Origin of the sequence: Streptosporangium brasiliense, assembly GCF_030811595.1 — a bacterium.
In the GTDB taxonomy this organism is placed as follows: domain Bacteria; phylum Actinomycetota; class Actinomycetes; order Streptosporangiales; family Streptosporangiaceae; genus Streptosporangium; species Streptosporangium brasiliense.
In genome coordinates, this window is the sequence record NZ_JAUSRB010000001.1 from 1,650,789 (window position 1) to 1,666,738 (window position 15,950).

Below are 15,950 nucleotides of genomic sequence, written 5' to 3' on the forward strand. Positions count from 1 at the left end.
CTGGGACCGGATGAGCGTCCTAGCGTCACTGCCGGACAGCAGACCATTTTTCCGGAGGTTTCCGTAGATGACCATGCCGCTCCCTCCGGAAGACCGGGCGCTCAGCCCCCATACCGGGTGGACCCGCGCCCACTGGGAGGCGGTCGCCGACGGCCTCCTCGCCGGGGTCGGTCCCCACTTCTCCCCGGCGAGGGCCCAGATCAGGCTCCCCGGGCGGGCGAGCTGGTCGGACTGCGACGGCCTGGAGGGCTTCGCCCGCACGTTCCTGCTCGCGGCCTTCCGGGTGGCGGGCGGGGGAGACCCCGCGCTGCTGGCCCCCTACGGCGAGGGCATGGCAGCCGGTGCCGACCCCGGGCACGCGGAGGCCTGGCAGCCGATAGCCGACCGGACCCAGCCCATGGTCGAGGCGGCCTCGATCGCCATCGGGCTCCAGCTCACCCGGGAGCACCTGTGGGAGCGGCTCTCCCCGGGCGTGCGGGACTCGGTGGCCGGGTGGCTCGGCGGCGCGCTGCGGCACGCGCCGGTGGACAACAACTGGTGGCTGTTCCCCGTCGCCGTCGGGGACTTCCTGCGCTCGGCGGGCCGGGACGAGGAGGCGGCCGGCGCGGCCGTCGAGCGCGGCCTGGCCAGGATCGAGCGGTGGTATCTCGGCGACGGCTGGTACACCGACGGCCCCGCCCGCAACCTCGACCACTACAACGGCTGGGCCATGCACCTCTACCCCGCCCTGCACATCTGGCTGACCGGGGTCCCCGCCGAGCCGTACGGCTCGCGCCTGCGGGAGTTCCTGTCCGGGTACGGCAGCGCCTTCGACGTCAACGGCTCACCCGTCTACCAGGGCCGGTCCGTCACCTACCGGTTCGCCGCCGCCGCCCCGCTCTGGCTCGGCGCGATGCTCGGCGTCTCCCCGCTGGCCCCCGGTGCCACCCGCCGCCTGGCCAGCGGGGCGCTGCGCCACTTCCTCGACAACGGCGCGCTCACCGACGGCCTGCTCTCCCTGGGCTGGCACGGCCCGCACGGGCCCTCCCTGCAGGACTACTCCGGCTCCGCCTCGCCGTACTGGGCCGCCAAGGGGTTCGCCGGCCTGCTGCTGCCGGCCGACCATCCGGTCTGGACGGCGGTGGAGGAGCCCGGCCCGGGCGACGGCGCGGCCGGTCTGCCCGGTCCCGGCCTGCTGGTCCACCGGCACGGCGGCGTCGTCCGGCTGGTCAACCACGGCACCGACCACCAGCCCCTCGACGGTGACGTGCTCCCCGACGACCCCCTCTACGCCCGCTCCGCCTACTCCACCCGGACCGGCCCCAGCCTCGACGTGCCCGACAACCACGTCGGCCTCGTCCTCGACGGCCGGATCACCTCCCGCGGCCGTCTCACCCCGCTGGGCGCCGGACCGGACTGGGCCGCCTCCTCCCACCGCCCCGCCCCCGGCGCCCTGATCGAGTCGCTGAGCGTCGTCCACGGCCCGGTCGAGGCCCGCGTCCACCGCGTCACCGCCCCGGCCGGGACCCCCGTCCGCCAGACCGGCTGGGCCGTGGTCCCCGGCGACGGCCTGACCAGCGCCCTGCTCGGCGTCGCCGGCTTCGCCGAGGCCGAGCCCCTCGTCTCGGCCGCCGGCACCGTCTTCGGCGCCCCGGCCCGCATCCCCGTGCTGGAGGCCGTGACCTCCGGCGAGACCACCATCCTCGCGTGCGCGGCGGTCCTCGGCCCGGACCCGGCGGGGGAGGGGGACGCGCCCGCCCTGGACGTGCGCGCCGACCACGCCACCCTGACCTGGCCCGACGGCGCCGTCCACCGCATCGCCCTGTCGCCTTCCCTGGCGGTCGTCCCCTCCTGAGGCCGCCCCGGAGGCGGTGCGGCCGCCGGTGGCCGCACGCCGTGGGAACGGCTCAGGGCGACAGGTGGATCGACGGGGCGGGCTCCCGGGGAGCGGCCGGGCGGCGGGCGGCGTGAGAGGCGGAGCTCATCAGGAGGCTCGCCGCGGTGAGGGCCACGACCAGGGCCGACCATCCCAGGACGCGGCCCATCCGCAGGCCGTACCCGCACAGGATCCAGTGGAGCGACAGCAGCCAGCGGCCGGAGGAGCGGCTGGTGGCCCGGCGCATCTCCATCGCGCCGAAGGCGAAGTCGGCGGCCGTGGCCTTGTCGTCGACCCCGGTGCGGAGCCTGGAGTAGAGGACGGCCAGGCGGTGCGGGGCCGGCGGGTCGGCGTCGGGCCCCGGTCGGCCGTGCCAGGCGTGCTCGTCGACGCCGGGCCCCGACCAGCCGCGCCAGGTGTGCTCGTCGGCGAGGGTGCGCCGCCGGGTCCACCAGCGCAGCGGCGGCCAGCGCAGCGCGAACCGCACGCCGCGGGGGGTGGTGGCGAACGCGCAGCCGGTCAGCCGGAGCCGCTCGGGGTGGCGGATCCCGGTGAAGCCGCAGACGCTGAGGTCCACGCAGGTCAGCTCCAGCTCCTCGGAGTCCACCCCGCGCAGCGAGGTCACCCGCGCCGCGCCCCGCCCACTGACCGTGGCGGGGCCGCGCAGCGCCGCGTCCTCCAGGTCGGCGTCCGCGCCGTCGAGGCGCACGGTCAGCCTGCCGGTCACCCGCAGCCGCCGCAGGTCCACCGCGCAGTCGCGGGCCGCCACGTCGAGACCGCTGCCCGCCCACGCCCCGGTGAGGCTCAGCCGGCGGCCGACCGCGGCCGGGGTCAGGGAGCAGCCCGCCCAGAACCGTGCCACGTCGAATCCGGCGAGCCCGCCGAACTCGGCCCTGCGGAAGGAGGCCGCACGGCCGAACCGGCATCCCCGGAAGGTCGCGTCGCCGGTGAACCGGGCGCCGTCGAAGGTGGCGAAGCCGTGGAACTCCGCGCTCTCGAAGGAGACGGTCCGCCCGAACCGGGCCGCGCCGAACAGCGCGTCCCGGCCGGCGGAGACCCGGTCGAAGGCGGCGTGCCCGAGGACGCTCACGCCGTGCAGGGACAGCTCACGGGAGAAGCGGACCTCCCGGAAGGAGACGTTCCCCGCGAAGCGCGCGTCGAGGAACGAGGCGAGCCGGTGGAAGCGGGCGTGGTCGAAGGAGACGTCCCCGTCGAACACGACGCCGCCGAACCTGACCTCCTCGGGGAAGATCGCCCGGTCGAACCTGGCCCGGCCCAGGCGGCCGTGCGCGGCGGCCAGGATCCGCTCCAGCAACTGCCCGCCGACGGTGGTGCCCCGCAGATCGATCGCGGAGCCGGGGGACAGGCCCCCGATGACCTCGTCGAGCTCGCCGCCGTCGAGGTGGGCCAGGCACCGCCCGTACGGCTGTCGCGCCGAACCGGCACATTTCGGGAAGGCGGCGCAGGTCACCCAGCCCACGTCGAGAGTCGTCATGAACGAGTGATACCCACAGACGGCCGCGAAGCGAGATCTAGGTCAAGGCAAGCCATAACTGATGCCGTCCGATCGACATGAAGTGTCAAGATTTGCCGATTTCATCCTCTATCCACTTATAGGTAAGTGTCCGCCGTTCCATGGAGCTCTACGCTCCCGGTCATGCGTGCTTTATCCAGGGCGTCCGCCGCCCTCGTGGCCGTCGGCGTCGCCGCCGCCGGGGTTACGGCCCTCACCTCAGCCCCCGCCCTGGCCGGGCCGGGCACCGTCGTCATCAGCCAGGTCTACGGCGGTGGCGGCAGCAGCGGCGCGCCGCTCGTCAACGACTTCGTCGAGCTGTTCAACCGCGCCTCCGTCCCCGTCGCGCTGGACGGGTGGTCGCTCCAGTACGGCAGCGCCACCGGGACCGGCAACTTCGGCGCAAACCCGGTCGTGCCCCTGTCCGGCACGCTGGCACCCGGCCAGTACCACCTGGTGCAGCTGGTCGGCGGCGCCAACGGAGCCCCGCTGCCCGCGCCGGACAGCACCGGCGCCATCAACATGAGCGGCACCGCGGGCAAGGTCGTCCTGGCCCGCTCGGCCGAGGGCCTGGCCTGCAACGGCGGCTCCACCCCCTGTACGGCGGAGCAGACGGCGCTGATCGCCGACCTCGTCGGATACGGCACCGCGAACTACTCCGAGGGCACCGCCGCCCCGGCCCTCTCCGGCACCACGGCCGGGCTGCGCAAGGACCACGGCTGCGCCGACACCGACGTCAACGGCGCGGACGTGGAGGCCGCGGCCCCCGCGCCGCGCAACCGGGCCACCGCCCCGGCGCCCTGCGGCGACGTCGAGCCCACCCCCACACCGACCCCCACCCCCACCCCGACGCCCACGCCGACCCCCACACCGCCGGGGGACCCGTGCGAGACCCCGGCCACCCACCAGATCGCCCAGGTGCAGGGCGGCGGTGACGTCAGCCCGCTGGCCGGCCAGACCGTCCGCGTCGAGGGCGTCGTGACCGGTGACTTCCAGGGGACGGACCAGCTCAGCGGGTTCTTCTTCCAGGACCCGACCCCGGACGCCGACCCGGCCACCTCCGAGGGCCTGTTCGCCTTCGCCCGCAGCTCGTTCAAGGACGTCAAGGCCGGTGACCGGGTACTGGTCACCGGCAAGGTCGTCGAGTTCAACGGCTGGACGGAGCTGTCGCCGGTCACCGCTGTGGACGTCTGCGGCACCGGCACCGTCCCCCCGGCGCGGCAGAGCCTGCCCCGCGCCGAGGGCGCGACCTTCGAGCCGGTCGAGAGCATGCTCGTCACCTTCCCCGAGCCGCTCACCGTCAGCGACCACTACAACCTGGGCCGCTTCGGGGAGCTCACCCTCTCCTCCGAGGGGCGCATCTTCCAGCCCACCGACCGCTCCGGCGTGGACGCCGCCCGGAACGCGCGCCGCAGCCTGCTCGTGGACGACGGCTCCACCAGGGAGAACCCCGCTGTCATCCCCCACACCGACCCGCGCACCGTCCGGCTGGGCGACACCGCCTTCGGCGTCACCGGCGTGCTGGGATACGGCTTCGGCAAGTATCGGCTCCAGCCGACCGGTCCGGTCGACTTCCTGCGGACCAACCCCCGCCTGCCCGCCCCGTTCCCGGTCCTCGGCAACGTCAAGGTGGCCAGCTTCAACACCCTCAACTGGTTCACCACCCTGGGCTCGCGCGGCGCGAGCAACCCCGCCGAGCAGCAGCGCCAGCTCGCCAAGCTGGTCGCCGCGCTCAAGGGCATGAACGCCGACGTCGTCGGCCTGATGGAGGTCCAGAACAACGGCCAGACCGCGGTCCAGGCCCTGGTCGACGCGCTCAACGCCGAAGTGGGCGCGGGCACCTACGCGGCGCTCGCCCACCCCTATCCCGGCACGGACCTGATCCACGTGGCGATGATCTACAAGCCCGGCAGACTCCAGCTCGTCGGGGCCGCCCAGTCGTCCACCGACCCGGTCTTCCGACGGCCCCCGCTGATCCAGACCTTCCGCCGGGTCCAGGGCGGCCAGCCGTTCACGATGATCGTCAACCACTACAAGTCGAAGGGCTGCGACGCCGACGCCACCGGCCCCGACGCCGACCAGGGCGACGGCCAGAGCTGCTACAACGGTGAGCGGGTCCGCCAGGCGGAGGCGACGCTGAGCCTGATCGACAGCCTTGAGCTGCCCAACCCGCTGGTGCTGGGCGACCTCAACGCCTACGGCGAGGAGGACCCGATCGACACCCTGGAGGCCGGCGGCCTGACCAGCGTGACCAAGAAGTTCGTCCCCGCGCCGCTGCGCTACAGCTACCTCTTCGACGGTCAGAGCGGCGAGCTGGACCACGCCATGGCCGGCGCGGGCCTGATCAAGCGGGTGACCAGCGCGACGATCTGGCACATCAACTCCGACGAGAGCCGGATCCTCGACTACAACACCGAGTACAACCCGCCGGGTCTCTACCGGCCCGACGCGTTCCGCTCCTCCGACCACGACCCCGTGGTCATCGGGCTGACCCTGCCGGGGGGCAGGGGCTGACCTGGGGACTCATCCGGCGCGGGCCGGCGGCCTCAGGGCCGTCGGCCCGGCTTTCTTCCGGGTTCCGGGTTGGACGGTATGGTTTGGGCGTTCTGTAACTCCTGGTACTTGTGGGGCACGGGTGACTTCGGGGCCGGCCGGTGGGCAGTATCCGCCACAATCTCAGTGGCAGCAGCCACCGCAGCAATCTCAGTGGCAGCAGCCACCGCCATACCAGCCGCAGTGGCAGCAGCAACCGCCACCTCCGCCACCTCCGCCACCCCCGCCGCCACCTCCGCCCCGGCGCCGCAGGACCGGGCTCTGGGTCACCCTCGGAGTCCTCGCCGTGGTGCTGACCGTGGGGGCCGGGGCCGTGGTGGGGCTGGTGCTGAACTCGGACAAACGCCGTGATCCGTTCGAGGAGGAGGCGGTCGCCGCCGACCCGAACTCGGTGGTGGTGACCAAGAAAGACCTGCAGGCGCTCCTGCGGGGGCACACCGAAGCGCTGAACGCCGGGGACCTCAAGGCGTACACGGCGATCTTCGAGAGCAAGACCGCGGGGCTGATCCAGCAGCAGACCAGGGTCTTCAACAATCTGCGCAAGCTGCCGCTCACCCAGATGTCCTACCAGACCCTGCAGCAGCAGGGGCGTACGCAGGACAGCTTCGGCCGCGGGGTGACCTTCACCCTCGACGTCGCCTTCGTCCACCAGTTCGAGGGGGTCGACCTGCGCCCGGTCTCGGAGTGGTACCGCTGGACCATCACCAAGAGCGGGGTCGACGCCCCGCTCAGGGTCACCAAGGTCGGCGGGGCACCGGCGCCGCTGGGCGAGTCCAAGACCGTCTACTACCCGGGACCGTGGGACATCTGGCCGAGCGTCGCGGTCGTCAAGACCGAGCGCGCCATCGTGCTGGCCCACCCGTCCATGGCCGCCCAGGCGGAGAGGATCGCCCCGATCGCCGAGCGGGCGGCGGTGAACGACCTGAACTTCGTGGCGGAGAACGGCCAGCGGGGCGAGGCGGTGCCCAAGGGCTTCGTGGTCGCGCTGGCCAAGGGCAAGGGGCAGCTCGGCAACCTGTTCCGCCAGACGAAGGCCACCGAGGCCGGGGTCTCCATCCCGATGCCCACCTGGAGCGGGTCCCCGACCGGGGTGAAGATCGGCGCGAGCCGGGTCGTGATGGACGTCACCTCACCGTTCTTCGACACCTCCGAGGGCATCGCGGAGATCTTCCGGCACGAGTTCGCGCACTCGGCGATGGCCAGCCTCGACAGCGGCAAGTTCGACCTGCTGGGACTCGACAACTGGGTCGTCGAGGGGTTCGCCGAGTACGTCGCCAACCGCGGCAGCGCCATCAGCGCCAACATCCGCTACGACGAGGGCCGCGCCTACCTGGCCGGGCAGCTCCCCGAGCCGTTCAGGGGCAGGATCCCGGACAACATTTCCTGGGACGTACAGGGCATGACCGGCGTCAACTACCTGATGGGGCACCTGGCGATGCGGCTGATCGAGGAGAGGTACGGCGAGCGGAAGCTGGTCGATTTCGTCGCCGCGCACTACCGGGGCGACGAGAGCGCGGCTGCCCTGCAGAAGGTCCTGGGCGTCGGCGAGGCCCAGTTCCAGAGGCAGTGGGCGGGCTACGTCCGGGCCCAGCTCGGCTGATCGGGGAAGAGACGAGATGACAGACCCGCACAACCTCCCTCCCCAGGGATATCCCCAGCCCCACCAGGCGCCGCCGGGGCCGCAGCCCCATCCGCAGGCGGGGCAGCCGTACACGCAGGGGGCCCAGCCCCATCCGCAGGGGGCGCCGGGGCCGCAGCCGTACCCGCAGGGACCCCAGCCCTACCCGCCGGGGCCGCAGCCCTACCAGGGAGGGCAGCACCAACCGCCGGGGACAGCAGGGCCGCAGCCCTATCCGCAGGCGGCCCCGCCCCACCCGCCGGGAGGGCAGTACCCGCAGGGACCGCAGCCCCACCCGCAGACGGTGCCCGGGCAGCAGCCCTACCCGCAGGCGGGACAGCCGTACCCGCCGGGAGGGCAGTACCCGCAGGGACCCCAGACCTATCCGCAGGGGGCGCCCGGGCAGCAGCCCTACCCGCAGGCGGGACAGCCGTATCCGCAGGGGGTGCCCGGGACGCAGCCCCACCCGCCGGGGCAGCAGCAGCCCCATCCGCCAGGGGCGCAGCCCTACCCGCCGTCGCAGCCGCCCGGGCAGCACGGCGGGCGGCCCGAGCAACCGCCCGCGGAGCGGAGGACCGGCAGGACGGTGCTCTTCGTGGCGCTGGGCCTCGTCCTGCTGGCCGGCCTCGGCGGCGGTACCGCCTGGGTCGTCTCCGGGGGGTTCGGCGGGTCCGGCGGGGGCGACGGCGACTGGCAGGTGCCGTTCACCACCGCCGACACCGAGGTCATCGGCACCGACAACTCGATCGCCTTCGGCGCCTGGGTGAGCGAGACCGCCGCGATCCGGGTGCAGAAGGACGGCGTGCTCGCCTACGACCTCAAGACCGGCAAGCGGGTCTGGGGCACGCCGTCGCCGGGTGAGCAGCTGTGCGCGGCGACCCCCGAGATCACGGGCGGCAAGGGCGCCTTCGCCTACGGCACCACGAAGGTCTGCGACCGCCTTGCGGGCGTCGACGCCAAGACCGGCAAAGTGCTCTGGAAGGTCAGGATCCCGGGGCCGGCGTCGCAGGACGACCGGACCCGGAACCTCCGCGCTCCCGGCCTCACGCTCGCCGGTGACCTGGCGGTCGTGCGGACCGACAAGGAGGTGTCGGCCTACCGGCTCTCCGACGGGAAGAAGGAGTGGACGTCGAAGGCCTCGGAGGTCTGCACGGTCATCGACGTCGTCGCCTCGCCCAAGCAGGTGGTGGCCAACCTGAACTGCTACCAGGGTGGTGACAGCGTCGTCGTGCTCGACGGGAAGACCGGCGCCCTCAAGGGGGAGCACCGGATCACCGACGACGACGGGGGGCCGGAGCACCTGCTCTCGGCCGACCCGGTGGTGGCGGCGTGGGCAGGCGGTGACAAGTCCGACATCCTCGTGCTGGACGAGAAGGGCAAGAAGCTCCGCGAGTTCGACACCGGGACGAAGGCCGATCTGCTGCGGCTGAACGACACGATCTACATCGACGGCGGCTACAAGGAGTTCCGCGCCCTGGTGCGCGGCGGCGTGCTCTACATGGCCACCTTCCCGGAGAACACGGAGGGGGGTGGGATCAGCCGTGACGAGGTGCTGGCCTTCGACCTGGCGAGCGGCAGGCAGCTGTGGAAGTCCTCGGGCACCGGCGCCAACATGCTCACCTTCGTCGACGCCGACGACAAGGGGGCGCTGGTCATGGAGGCGGGCGGAAGGAACGAGCCCGTCCCCCGGCTCACCAGGCTCGACCCCGCGACAGGGAAGGCCACGCCGGTCGCCGACCTGTGGCAGAAAGCCGGTGGGGAGAGCAGCCAGGCCCGCGTCCGCTACCGGAACGGCACCCTGGTGATCATGCCCTTCGAGAAGATCGCGGCCCAGTACGCCATCACCGTGCTGCGCGTCGAGGCCGGCTGAGCCCCGGCCGGCCCGGGCGGCCGCCTCCGGTGGTTCACCGGGCGGCCCCCGCGGCCGGCGTCCGGGCGAGGTCGGAACGGAGCCGGAGGGCGTCGGTGAACAGCACGGACTCGATCCCGACGGCCTCGGCCGCGGCGACGTTCTCCCGCCTGCCGTCGACGAGCAGCAGGTCGCCCGGCCGCGCGCCGAGCCGTTCGCACATCTGCCGGAACGCCTGCGGGTCGGGTTTGACCCGCCGCAGGTCGGCGCTGAAGAACCGGTGCCGGAACAGGCGGGCCCAGGGCCGGCCGTCGATCAGGCGGGCCAGCTCCACCGGGGTGTTCGACAGCAGCGCGAGCGGGACGTTCCGGCGGGCCAGCTCCTTCACGAGCGCCAGGGTGTCCGGGTTGAGATGGGTCCATGCCTTGAGGTCGAGGGCGGACAGCACCTCGAGGAGATCCGGGTCGGCGGTCCTGCCCAGCCGCGCGCACACCCCGGCCCAGAAGTGGCGGGCGTCCACCGCGCCGAGGTCGTAGGCCCGCCGGTCCTCCCAGTAGGCGGGCCAGAACCGCTCCGGCGCGACGTCGACGGTCTGCGGCAGCAGAGCGCCGGCGTGCTCGGGCGGCGGGAAGTTGATGACCCCGGCGTAGCCGAAAACAACCCATTTCACGAGCACTCCCCAGTCGGTGCGGCAGCGAGACCGTCCCGCCCCGGCCCCGGTGGCGATCGATCAGATTCTTAACATCTATCACGTTTGAATGAACACACAAAAAGTGCGTTCCCTGTCCGCGTCGCCGGAGAGGTCTGGGGGGCCGTGGGGGTGGATGGAATGCCGGGCGGGGGTAAGTGGTTATGCGAGCCGTACGGACGCGACAGGAAAGCCGTAGACAAGCGGCGGACGAGACAAGAGGAGCCAACGGTGGCGACCATCGAGGTAACCGAGAAGAACTTCAACGAGATCGCCGACGAGGGGATCGTCCTGCTGGACTTCTGGGCGGCCTGGTGCGGGCCGTGCCGCACGTTCGGGCCGATTTTCGAGAAGTCGTCGGAGAAGCACGGCGACATCAAGTTCGGCAAGATCGACACTGAGGCGGAGCAGGCGCTGGCCCAGGGTTTCGAGATCACCTCGATTCCGACGATCATGGCCATCCGCGACGGCATCGTCGTCTTCGCCCAGCCCGGCGCGCTGCCCGAGGCCGCCCTCGAGGACCTGATCGGCCAGGTCCGCGCGCTCGACATGGACGCGATCCGGACCGAGCTCGCGAACGAGATGGGCGTGCAGAAGAACTGACACCCGAGCCAGAAAAGCCCCGCAACCGGTGACGGCGCGGGGCTTTCGCATGTGAGCCCTCGGAGAGGTCCGGCAGGAGGCTCAGACCGAGCGGTAGAGTTCGGCCACCCGGAAGGCCAGGTCCAGCGACTGGCTCCGGTTCAGGCGCGGATCGCACGCCGTCTCGTAGCGCAGCGCCAGGTCGTCTTCGACGATCTCCGCGCCGCCGCCCACGCACTCGGTGACGTCGTCGCCGGTGAACTCGATGTGGATGCCGCCGGGGTGGGTGCCGAGCTCGCGGTGGACGTCGAAGAAGCCCGCCACCTCGTTCAGGACGTCGTCCAGGCGGCGGGTCTTGTGCCCGCTGGGCGCCTCGAAGGTGTTGCCGTGCATGGGGTCGCAGATCCACGCCACCTGGGCGCCGCTGGCGGTGACCTTCTCCACCAGCTCGGGGAGGTGCTGGCGGATCTTCGACGCGCCCATCCGGGTGATGAACGTCAGCCGCCCGGCCTCGTTGTCCGGGTTCAGCTTCTCGATCAGCGCGAGGGCGTCCTCCGGCGTGGTCGTCGGGCCGAGCTTCACGCCGATCGGGTTGCGGATCCGGGAGAAGAACTCCACGTGCGCGCTGTCGAGCTGGCGGGTGCGCTCGCCGATCCAGACCATGTGCGCCGACACGTCGTACGGCTCGCCGGTCCGGGAGTCGATCCTGGTGAGCGCCCGGTCGTAGTCCAGGATCAGCGCCTCGTGGGAGGAGTAGAACTCCACGCTGTGGAACTCCTCCGGCTCGGCGCCGCAGGCGCGCATGAACGCCAGCGCCTGGTCGATCTCCCGGGCGAGCTGCTCGTAACGCTTGCCGGCCGGGGACTCGATCACGAAGTCCTGGTTCCAGGCGTGCACCTGGCGCAGGTCGGCGTAGCCGCCCTTGGTGAAGGCGCGGGCCAGGTTCAGCGTCACCGCGGAGGAGTGGTAGGCGCGCAGCAGCCGCCACGGGTCGGGGACGCGGGACTCGGGGGTGAAGTCGAAGCCGTTGACCATGTCGCCCCGGTAGGCGGGCAGCTCCACGCCGTCGCGGGTCTCGGTGCCCTTGGAGCGCGGCTTGGCGAACTGCCCGGCCATCCGGCCGATCTTCACGACCGGCACCTTCGCCGCGTAGGTGAGCACGATCGCCATCTGCAGCAGCGTCTTCAGCTTGTTGCGCACGTCGTCGGCGGTGGCCCCGGCGAACGTCTCGGCGCAGTCGCCGCCCTGCAGGACGAAGGCCTCGCCCCGCGCCACGGCCGCCAGGTCGGCCTTGAGGTTGTCACACTCCCCTGCGAAGACCAGGGGAGGAAGCCCCTGCAGTTCGGCGACGACCTTGTCCAGCTCGCCGCGGTCGGGCCACTCGGGCTGCTGCGCCGCAGGCAGCTGCCGCCAGGAATCGAGGTTGATGCTCACGACATACCAGGCTATTGCAACCGGCTGTGCGGACCGACCCGATTGTCCACGGACTGAGAAGGACTTTATGCATGCTGAGACACTTCTGGAGTCCTGACATGCTCGGGAAGCACGCCGAAACCGATGAAACGGCGGGCCATGGCCCCGATCACCGGGACGCGGGAGAGGTCGCGCGGCACCCGCGCCGGACCGGCGTCCCCGGACAGGGCGGGACGGATCAGCCGGGCCTGCACCACGCGCTGGGCGAACTGGGTGACCACGGTGGGCGGGGTGCGGCGGCGCTGGACCGCGGCGAGCAGGGACTCGGGGATCTCGGCCCCGGCCGAGAGCGGCCCGGCCAGCAGGTTGGCCGCGGCCACCGCGTCCTGCACGGCCAGGTTGATGCCGACGCCGAAGACCGGCGACATCGCGTGCGCCGCGTCACCGATGACCAGCAGGCCCGGACGGTGCCAGCGGCGCAGCCGGTTGAGCGCGACCGACAGCATGCTCACGTCGTCGAAGCCCGACAGCAGCCCGACCCGCTCCTTGAGGAAGGGCAGCAGCTCGGCGACCGGCGCGCGCAGCGCGTCGATGTCCCGGGCCCGCAGGGCGTCGAAGCCGCCCTTGGGGATCAGGTAGGCGAGCTGCCAGTAGGTCTCGCGGTTGATCGCCACCATCATGTGACCGGCGGAGACCCGCAGGAACGGCTGGGCGGGATCGGCCGGCTCGCGCGGCAGCCGGAACCACAGCACGTCCATCGGCGCGCCGTGCTCCACCGGGACGAGCCCGGCGGCCCGGCGCACGTCGGAGTGGCGGCCGTCGGCGGCCACGGTGAGCGCCGCGCGCAGCTCGTGCTCACCGCCGGCGTCGCGGTAGCGGACCCCGCGCACCGCGTTTCCCTCGCGGATCACGCCGACCACCTCGGCGTTCATGACGAGGCGGAAGGTGGGATACCGCTTGGCGGCGCCGGTCACCAGGTTGAGGAAGTCCCACTGCGGCACGAACGCGATGTAGTTGTATCTGCCCGGGAGCCTGGACAGGTCGGCGATCGGCACCGTGGCCTCGTCGGTCTGCAGGGACATGGTGTGCGCCTTGCGGTGGGGCAGCCGGCCGAACTCCCCGGCCAGGCCCAGCTCGTCGAGGACCTGCAGGGTCGAGGGGTGGATGGTGTCCCCCCTGAAGTCGCGCAGGAAGTCGCCGTGTTTCTCCAGCAGCGTCACCTGGACGCCGGACCGTGCCAGCAGCAGGGCGAGCACGGCTCCCGCCGGGCCGCCCCCGGCGATCACGCATGTGTTCTCATCCATAATTCATCACCCAATGAAATACTGGCACAGAGTTCTCGAAGAGAACAGGTTTTCCGGCAATCCGTTCCCTGCCCCGTGTCGAATAGGCGGGTGTGAGGACAGAACGTGAGCCCTCGGGAGCACCGGCCCCCGGCGGGGACCCGGCCTGGAGGACCTCCTCGCCCAGGTGGCGCTGGGGCACGAGCGGGCCTTCGACCGGGTCTACGACCTGCTGGTCTCCCGGATGTCCGGGAGGTCGCCTACGACCAGGTCTCCGAGGTGGTCACCACCCGCCTGGAGGGGGAGCGGGTGCGCCGGAGCGGAGGCGTCGCCCGTACGGCAGGGACGCCGTCCGTCCGGTGGGTGACGCGGTGCCGGCCCGTACGGCGAGGCACGCCGTCCGTATCGGACACTCATGCCGGCAGGCTGCAGGGCGCGGGCAGGGCCTGGAGGTTGCCGCCGTAGTCACCCGGTGCCGAGCCGTCCCTGATCGCCAGATCTCAGGTGGAGTCGCGCTCGACCAGGGCATGGGTCCACAGGGCGAGGCGGGGCTGCCTGGTCACCCCCTCCTTGACGACCTCGTCCAGGGTCTGGGCGAGCAGGGCCGGAGCGTCGGTGACGTTGAGGCGGACGGTGGTCAGCCGGGGCCGCAGCAGCTTCGCCAACGGCAGATCGTCGCAGCCCACGACCGCCACGTTGCCGGGAACAGCGAACCCGTTGTCGGCGAGCACCGCCATCAGCAGCATGGCGTAGTCGTCGTTGTAGGCGAACACGCCGTGCTTGGTCCGGCCTTCTCCGCTGATGCCCGCGGCCCGCCACGCATCCAGCCGCGCGGCGGTCGCGGTCTCGGAGAAGGCCAGATCCACCTGGGTGTACGGCACGCCGTGGGCGGCGGCCACCCGCTGCACGCCGACCGCCCGGAGCAGACCCATGTCGCGCAGGCCGTCCTCGGTCGGGATGATCGCGGTGAGGGTGCGACTGCCGCGTGCGAGGAGGTGTTCGGCGGCCGTGGCCCCGATTTCCTCGTGGTCCATGGTCACGGTGGAGACGATCTCGGAGGACCAGCCCACGGCGCCGATGCCGATCACCGCTCTGATCCCCGCCGAGTGCAGTACGTTCACGGCCTGCCGGGTCAGCCGTTCGGCCGGGGCGAGGACCGCGACCGGGCGTAGCTCGGCCCAGGCGCGGGCGGCGGCCACGCCTTTCAGGCGGCGTGCGCCGTACTGGATCATGGAGTATCCGAGCCGGCTGAGTTCGCGGTCCAACTCCTCCATCAGGCCGACGGCGAGCGGGCCGTACGGGATGTCGGCCAGCGGAACCAGCACCAGCCCACTGTGTCCGGTCCGCAGCGTCCGGGCTCCGGCGTGCGGCACGTACCCGAGCCTGTCGGCGGCCTCTTGGACGCGCGCACGCGTCTCGTCGCTGATACGTGCGCCCTCGCGGTTGTTGAGGACGTACGACACCGTCGCCTGAGAGACCCCTGCATCGCGGGCGACGTCGAGACTTGTGGGTGGCTTGGCGGACATCGAATCCATTCTGGATCATCGCGAGTTCGTTAAGACCGGAGCCGTGCCCTTGTCGCCTCGCGAAACCGATGCTATCAAGTGCTTATACGTATAAGCGGCTCGGCGGGTAGTCGGGGTGAGCTACGGGGGCCTGCCTCTCGTCGGCGCGGCCGCCGTCCTGTTGATCACATCTGGGAGGAATCCGATGCTGCACACTCGCGAATGGGGCCGCGGTGACCGGGTCGCTGTGCTGATTCACGGCATCATGGCCGACTCCCGCTGCTGGTGGCGGGTCGGCCCGGCGCTGGCCGAGCGTGGTTACCGGGTCATCGCGGTGGACCTGCCCGGCCATGGCGACAGCCCCCGCGCCGAGGAGTACACCCCCGAGCTGTACGCCTCAAGCGTGCTGGAGTCGGTCCCGGCCACGCCCGAACTGGCCATCGGTCACTCACTCGGCGGCCTCACCCTGTCGCTCGCGGTCGGACGGCTCAAGCCGGGCAGGGCGGTCTACTCCGACCCGGCGTTCCGCATCCCCAAGATCGACGGAGTGGATTTCGGCGCGATGATGGCCTCGGCCAAGGGACAGAACATGGAGATGGTACGGCAGGTCCATCCCGGCTGGTCCGCCGAGGAATGCGTCCTTGAGATCGAGATGCTGGCCAAGTGGGACCCGGCCACCGCGAGGGCACTGAACTCGTTCCTCGGCTCGGACTTCACGCCCGAACCGGTGGTGCCGTCACTGGTCCAGCTGGCCGACCCGAGCGAGCTGATCTCCCCTGAGGTGGCCGAGGCCCTCATCTCCAAGAACTTCGAGGTGCGTGTGGTGAAGGGCGCCGAGCACACGATCCATCGCCACCTGTTCGACGACTTCCTGGCCGGTCTCGAGGGCTGGATCTAGACCTTTGCGATACGGCCGACCGCGCCGCCCGTCGCGGCGTTCATCATCGGCCTGAGCGGCCGCGGAGAGCGATCCACCTCTCTGCTACGGCAGGCCGCAGCACCGCAGTTCGGATTTCTGGATCTTCCCTGACCCCGTTCTGGGCAGGTCGTCCACCACGTCGCGTCGGGCACCCCGACCACGGCGCTGGCCA

11 protein-coding genes are annotated in these 15,950 nt (G+C 71.8%); 6 read left to right on the plus strand and 5 right to left on the minus strand.

The features are described 5' to 3' along the window. The first annotated feature begins 67 nt into the window (after positions 1-67). Complete coding sequence (locus tag J2S55_RS07370; RefSeq protein WP_306858229.1) at positions 68-1,834, plus strand: DUF2264 domain-containing protein; 1,767 nt, start codon at positions 68-70, stop codon at positions 1,832-1,834. A 52-nt stretch (positions 1,835-1,886) separates the two neighbouring features. Here J2S55_RS07370 and J2S55_RS07375 read toward each other — a convergent pair whose 3' ends face one another. After that, the gene (locus J2S55_RS07375; protein WP_306858230.1) at positions 1,887-3,350 is read right to left on the minus strand and encodes a pentapeptide repeat-containing protein; all 1,464 of its coding nucleotides are present in this window, start codon (positions 3,348-3,350) and stop codon (positions 1,887-1,889) included. 162 nt (positions 3,351-3,512) lie between these two features. Here J2S55_RS07375 and J2S55_RS07380 point away from each other — a divergent pair, with 162 nt between their 5' ends. The 3 genes from J2S55_RS07380 (at position 3,513) to J2S55_RS07390 (ending at position 9,409) form a co-directional block, all read left to right on the plus strand. Beyond that, positions 3,513-5,882 (plus strand): ExeM/NucH family extracellular endonuclease, encoded by a 2,370-nt coding sequence (locus tag J2S55_RS07380; RefSeq protein WP_306858232.1) that lies wholly within the window; start codon positions 3,513-3,515, stop codon positions 5,880-5,882. 325 nt (positions 5,883-6,207) lie between these two features. Further along, entirely contained in the window at positions 6,208-7,521 is a 1,314-nt protein-coding gene (locus J2S55_RS07385; protein WP_306858234.1) for a hypothetical protein, read from the plus strand. Positions 7,522-7,537: 16 nt separating this feature from the next. Beyond that, entirely contained in the window at positions 7,538-9,409 is a 1,872-nt protein-coding gene (locus tag J2S55_RS07390; RefSeq protein ID WP_306858235.1) for a PQQ-binding-like beta-propeller repeat protein, read from the plus strand. A 34-nt stretch (positions 9,410-9,443) separates the two neighbouring features. Here the strand turns inward: J2S55_RS07390 and J2S55_RS07395 are convergent, their stop codons facing one another. Then, a complete protein-coding gene (locus J2S55_RS07395; protein ID WP_306858237.1) occupies positions 9,444-10,058 on the minus strand; it encodes an HAD family hydrolase in 615 nt (204 codons plus the stop codon). Between the two features lie 249 nt (positions 10,059-10,307). On the opposite strand from J2S55_RS07395, the gene trxA reads away from it, so the two are divergent. After that, positions 10,308-10,679 carry a thioredoxin gene (gene trxA / locus J2S55_RS07400; protein ID WP_306858238.1) on the plus strand — a complete coding sequence of 124 codons (372 nt, stop codon included), beginning with the start codon at positions 10,308-10,310 and terminating at the stop codon, positions 10,677-10,679. 81 nt (positions 10,680-10,760) lie between these two features. Here the strand turns inward: trxA and J2S55_RS07405 are convergent, their stop codons facing one another. The 3 genes from J2S55_RS07405 to J2S55_RS07415 all read right to left on the minus strand — a co-directional run bounded on the left by J2S55_RS07405 (position 10,761) and on the right by J2S55_RS07415 (position 14,880). Next, positions 10,761-12,092, minus strand: a complete 1,332-nt coding sequence (locus tag J2S55_RS07405) for a class II 3-deoxy-7-phosphoheptulonate synthase (RefSeq protein ID WP_306858239.1) — start codon at positions 12,090-12,092, stop codon at positions 10,761-10,763. A 65-nt stretch (positions 12,093-12,157) separates the two neighbouring features. Next, on the minus strand, positions 12,158-13,375 hold the full coding sequence (locus J2S55_RS07410; RefSeq protein ID WP_306858240.1) for an FAD-dependent oxidoreductase: 1,218 nt from the start codon (positions 13,373-13,375) through the stop codon (positions 12,158-12,160). Positions 13,376-13,854: 479 nt separating this feature from the next. Further along, positions 13,855-14,880: a LacI family DNA-binding transcriptional regulator gene (locus J2S55_RS07415; protein WP_306858241.1), complete on the minus strand. Its 1,026-nt coding sequence runs from the start codon at positions 14,878-14,880 to the stop codon at positions 13,855-13,857. 184 nt (positions 14,881-15,064) lie between these two features. Between J2S55_RS07415 and J2S55_RS07420 the strand changes: the two genes are divergently transcribed. Then, a complete protein-coding gene (locus tag J2S55_RS07420) occupies positions 15,065-15,757 on the plus strand; it encodes an alpha/beta fold hydrolase (protein WP_306858242.1) in 693 nt (230 codons plus the stop codon). The last annotated feature ends 193 nt before the right edge of the window (positions 15,758-15,950 follow it).

Excerpts from the sequence above, each read along its gene's own strand:
- J2S55_RS07410 (WP_306858240.1), bottom strand. The coding sequence starts at position 13,375 with ATGGATGAGAACACATGCGTGATCGCCGGGGGCGGCCCGGCGGGAGCC.
- J2S55_RS07415 (WP_306858241.1), bottom strand. The coding sequence starts at position 14,880 with ATGTCCGCCAAGCCACCCACAAGTCTCGACGTCGCCCGCGATGCAGGG.
- J2S55_RS07390 (WP_306858235.1), top strand. The coding sequence starts at position 7,538 with ATGACAGACCCGCACAACCTCCCTCCCCAGGGATATCCCCAGCCCCAC.
- J2S55_RS07420 (WP_306858242.1), top strand. The coding sequence starts at position 15,065 with ATGCTGCACACTCGCGAATGGGGCCGCGGTGACCGGGTCGCTGTGCTG.
- J2S55_RS07370 (WP_306858229.1), top strand. The coding sequence starts at position 68 with ATGACCATGCCGCTCCCTCCGGAAGACCGGGCGCTCAGCCCCCATACC.
- J2S55_RS07375 (WP_306858230.1), bottom strand. The coding sequence starts at position 3,350 with ATGACGACTCTCGACGTGGGCTGGGTGACCTGCGCCGCCTTCCCGAAA.
- J2S55_RS07380 (WP_306858232.1), top strand. The coding sequence starts at position 3,513 with ATGCGTGCTTTATCCAGGGCGTCCGCCGCCCTCGTGGCCGTCGGCGTC.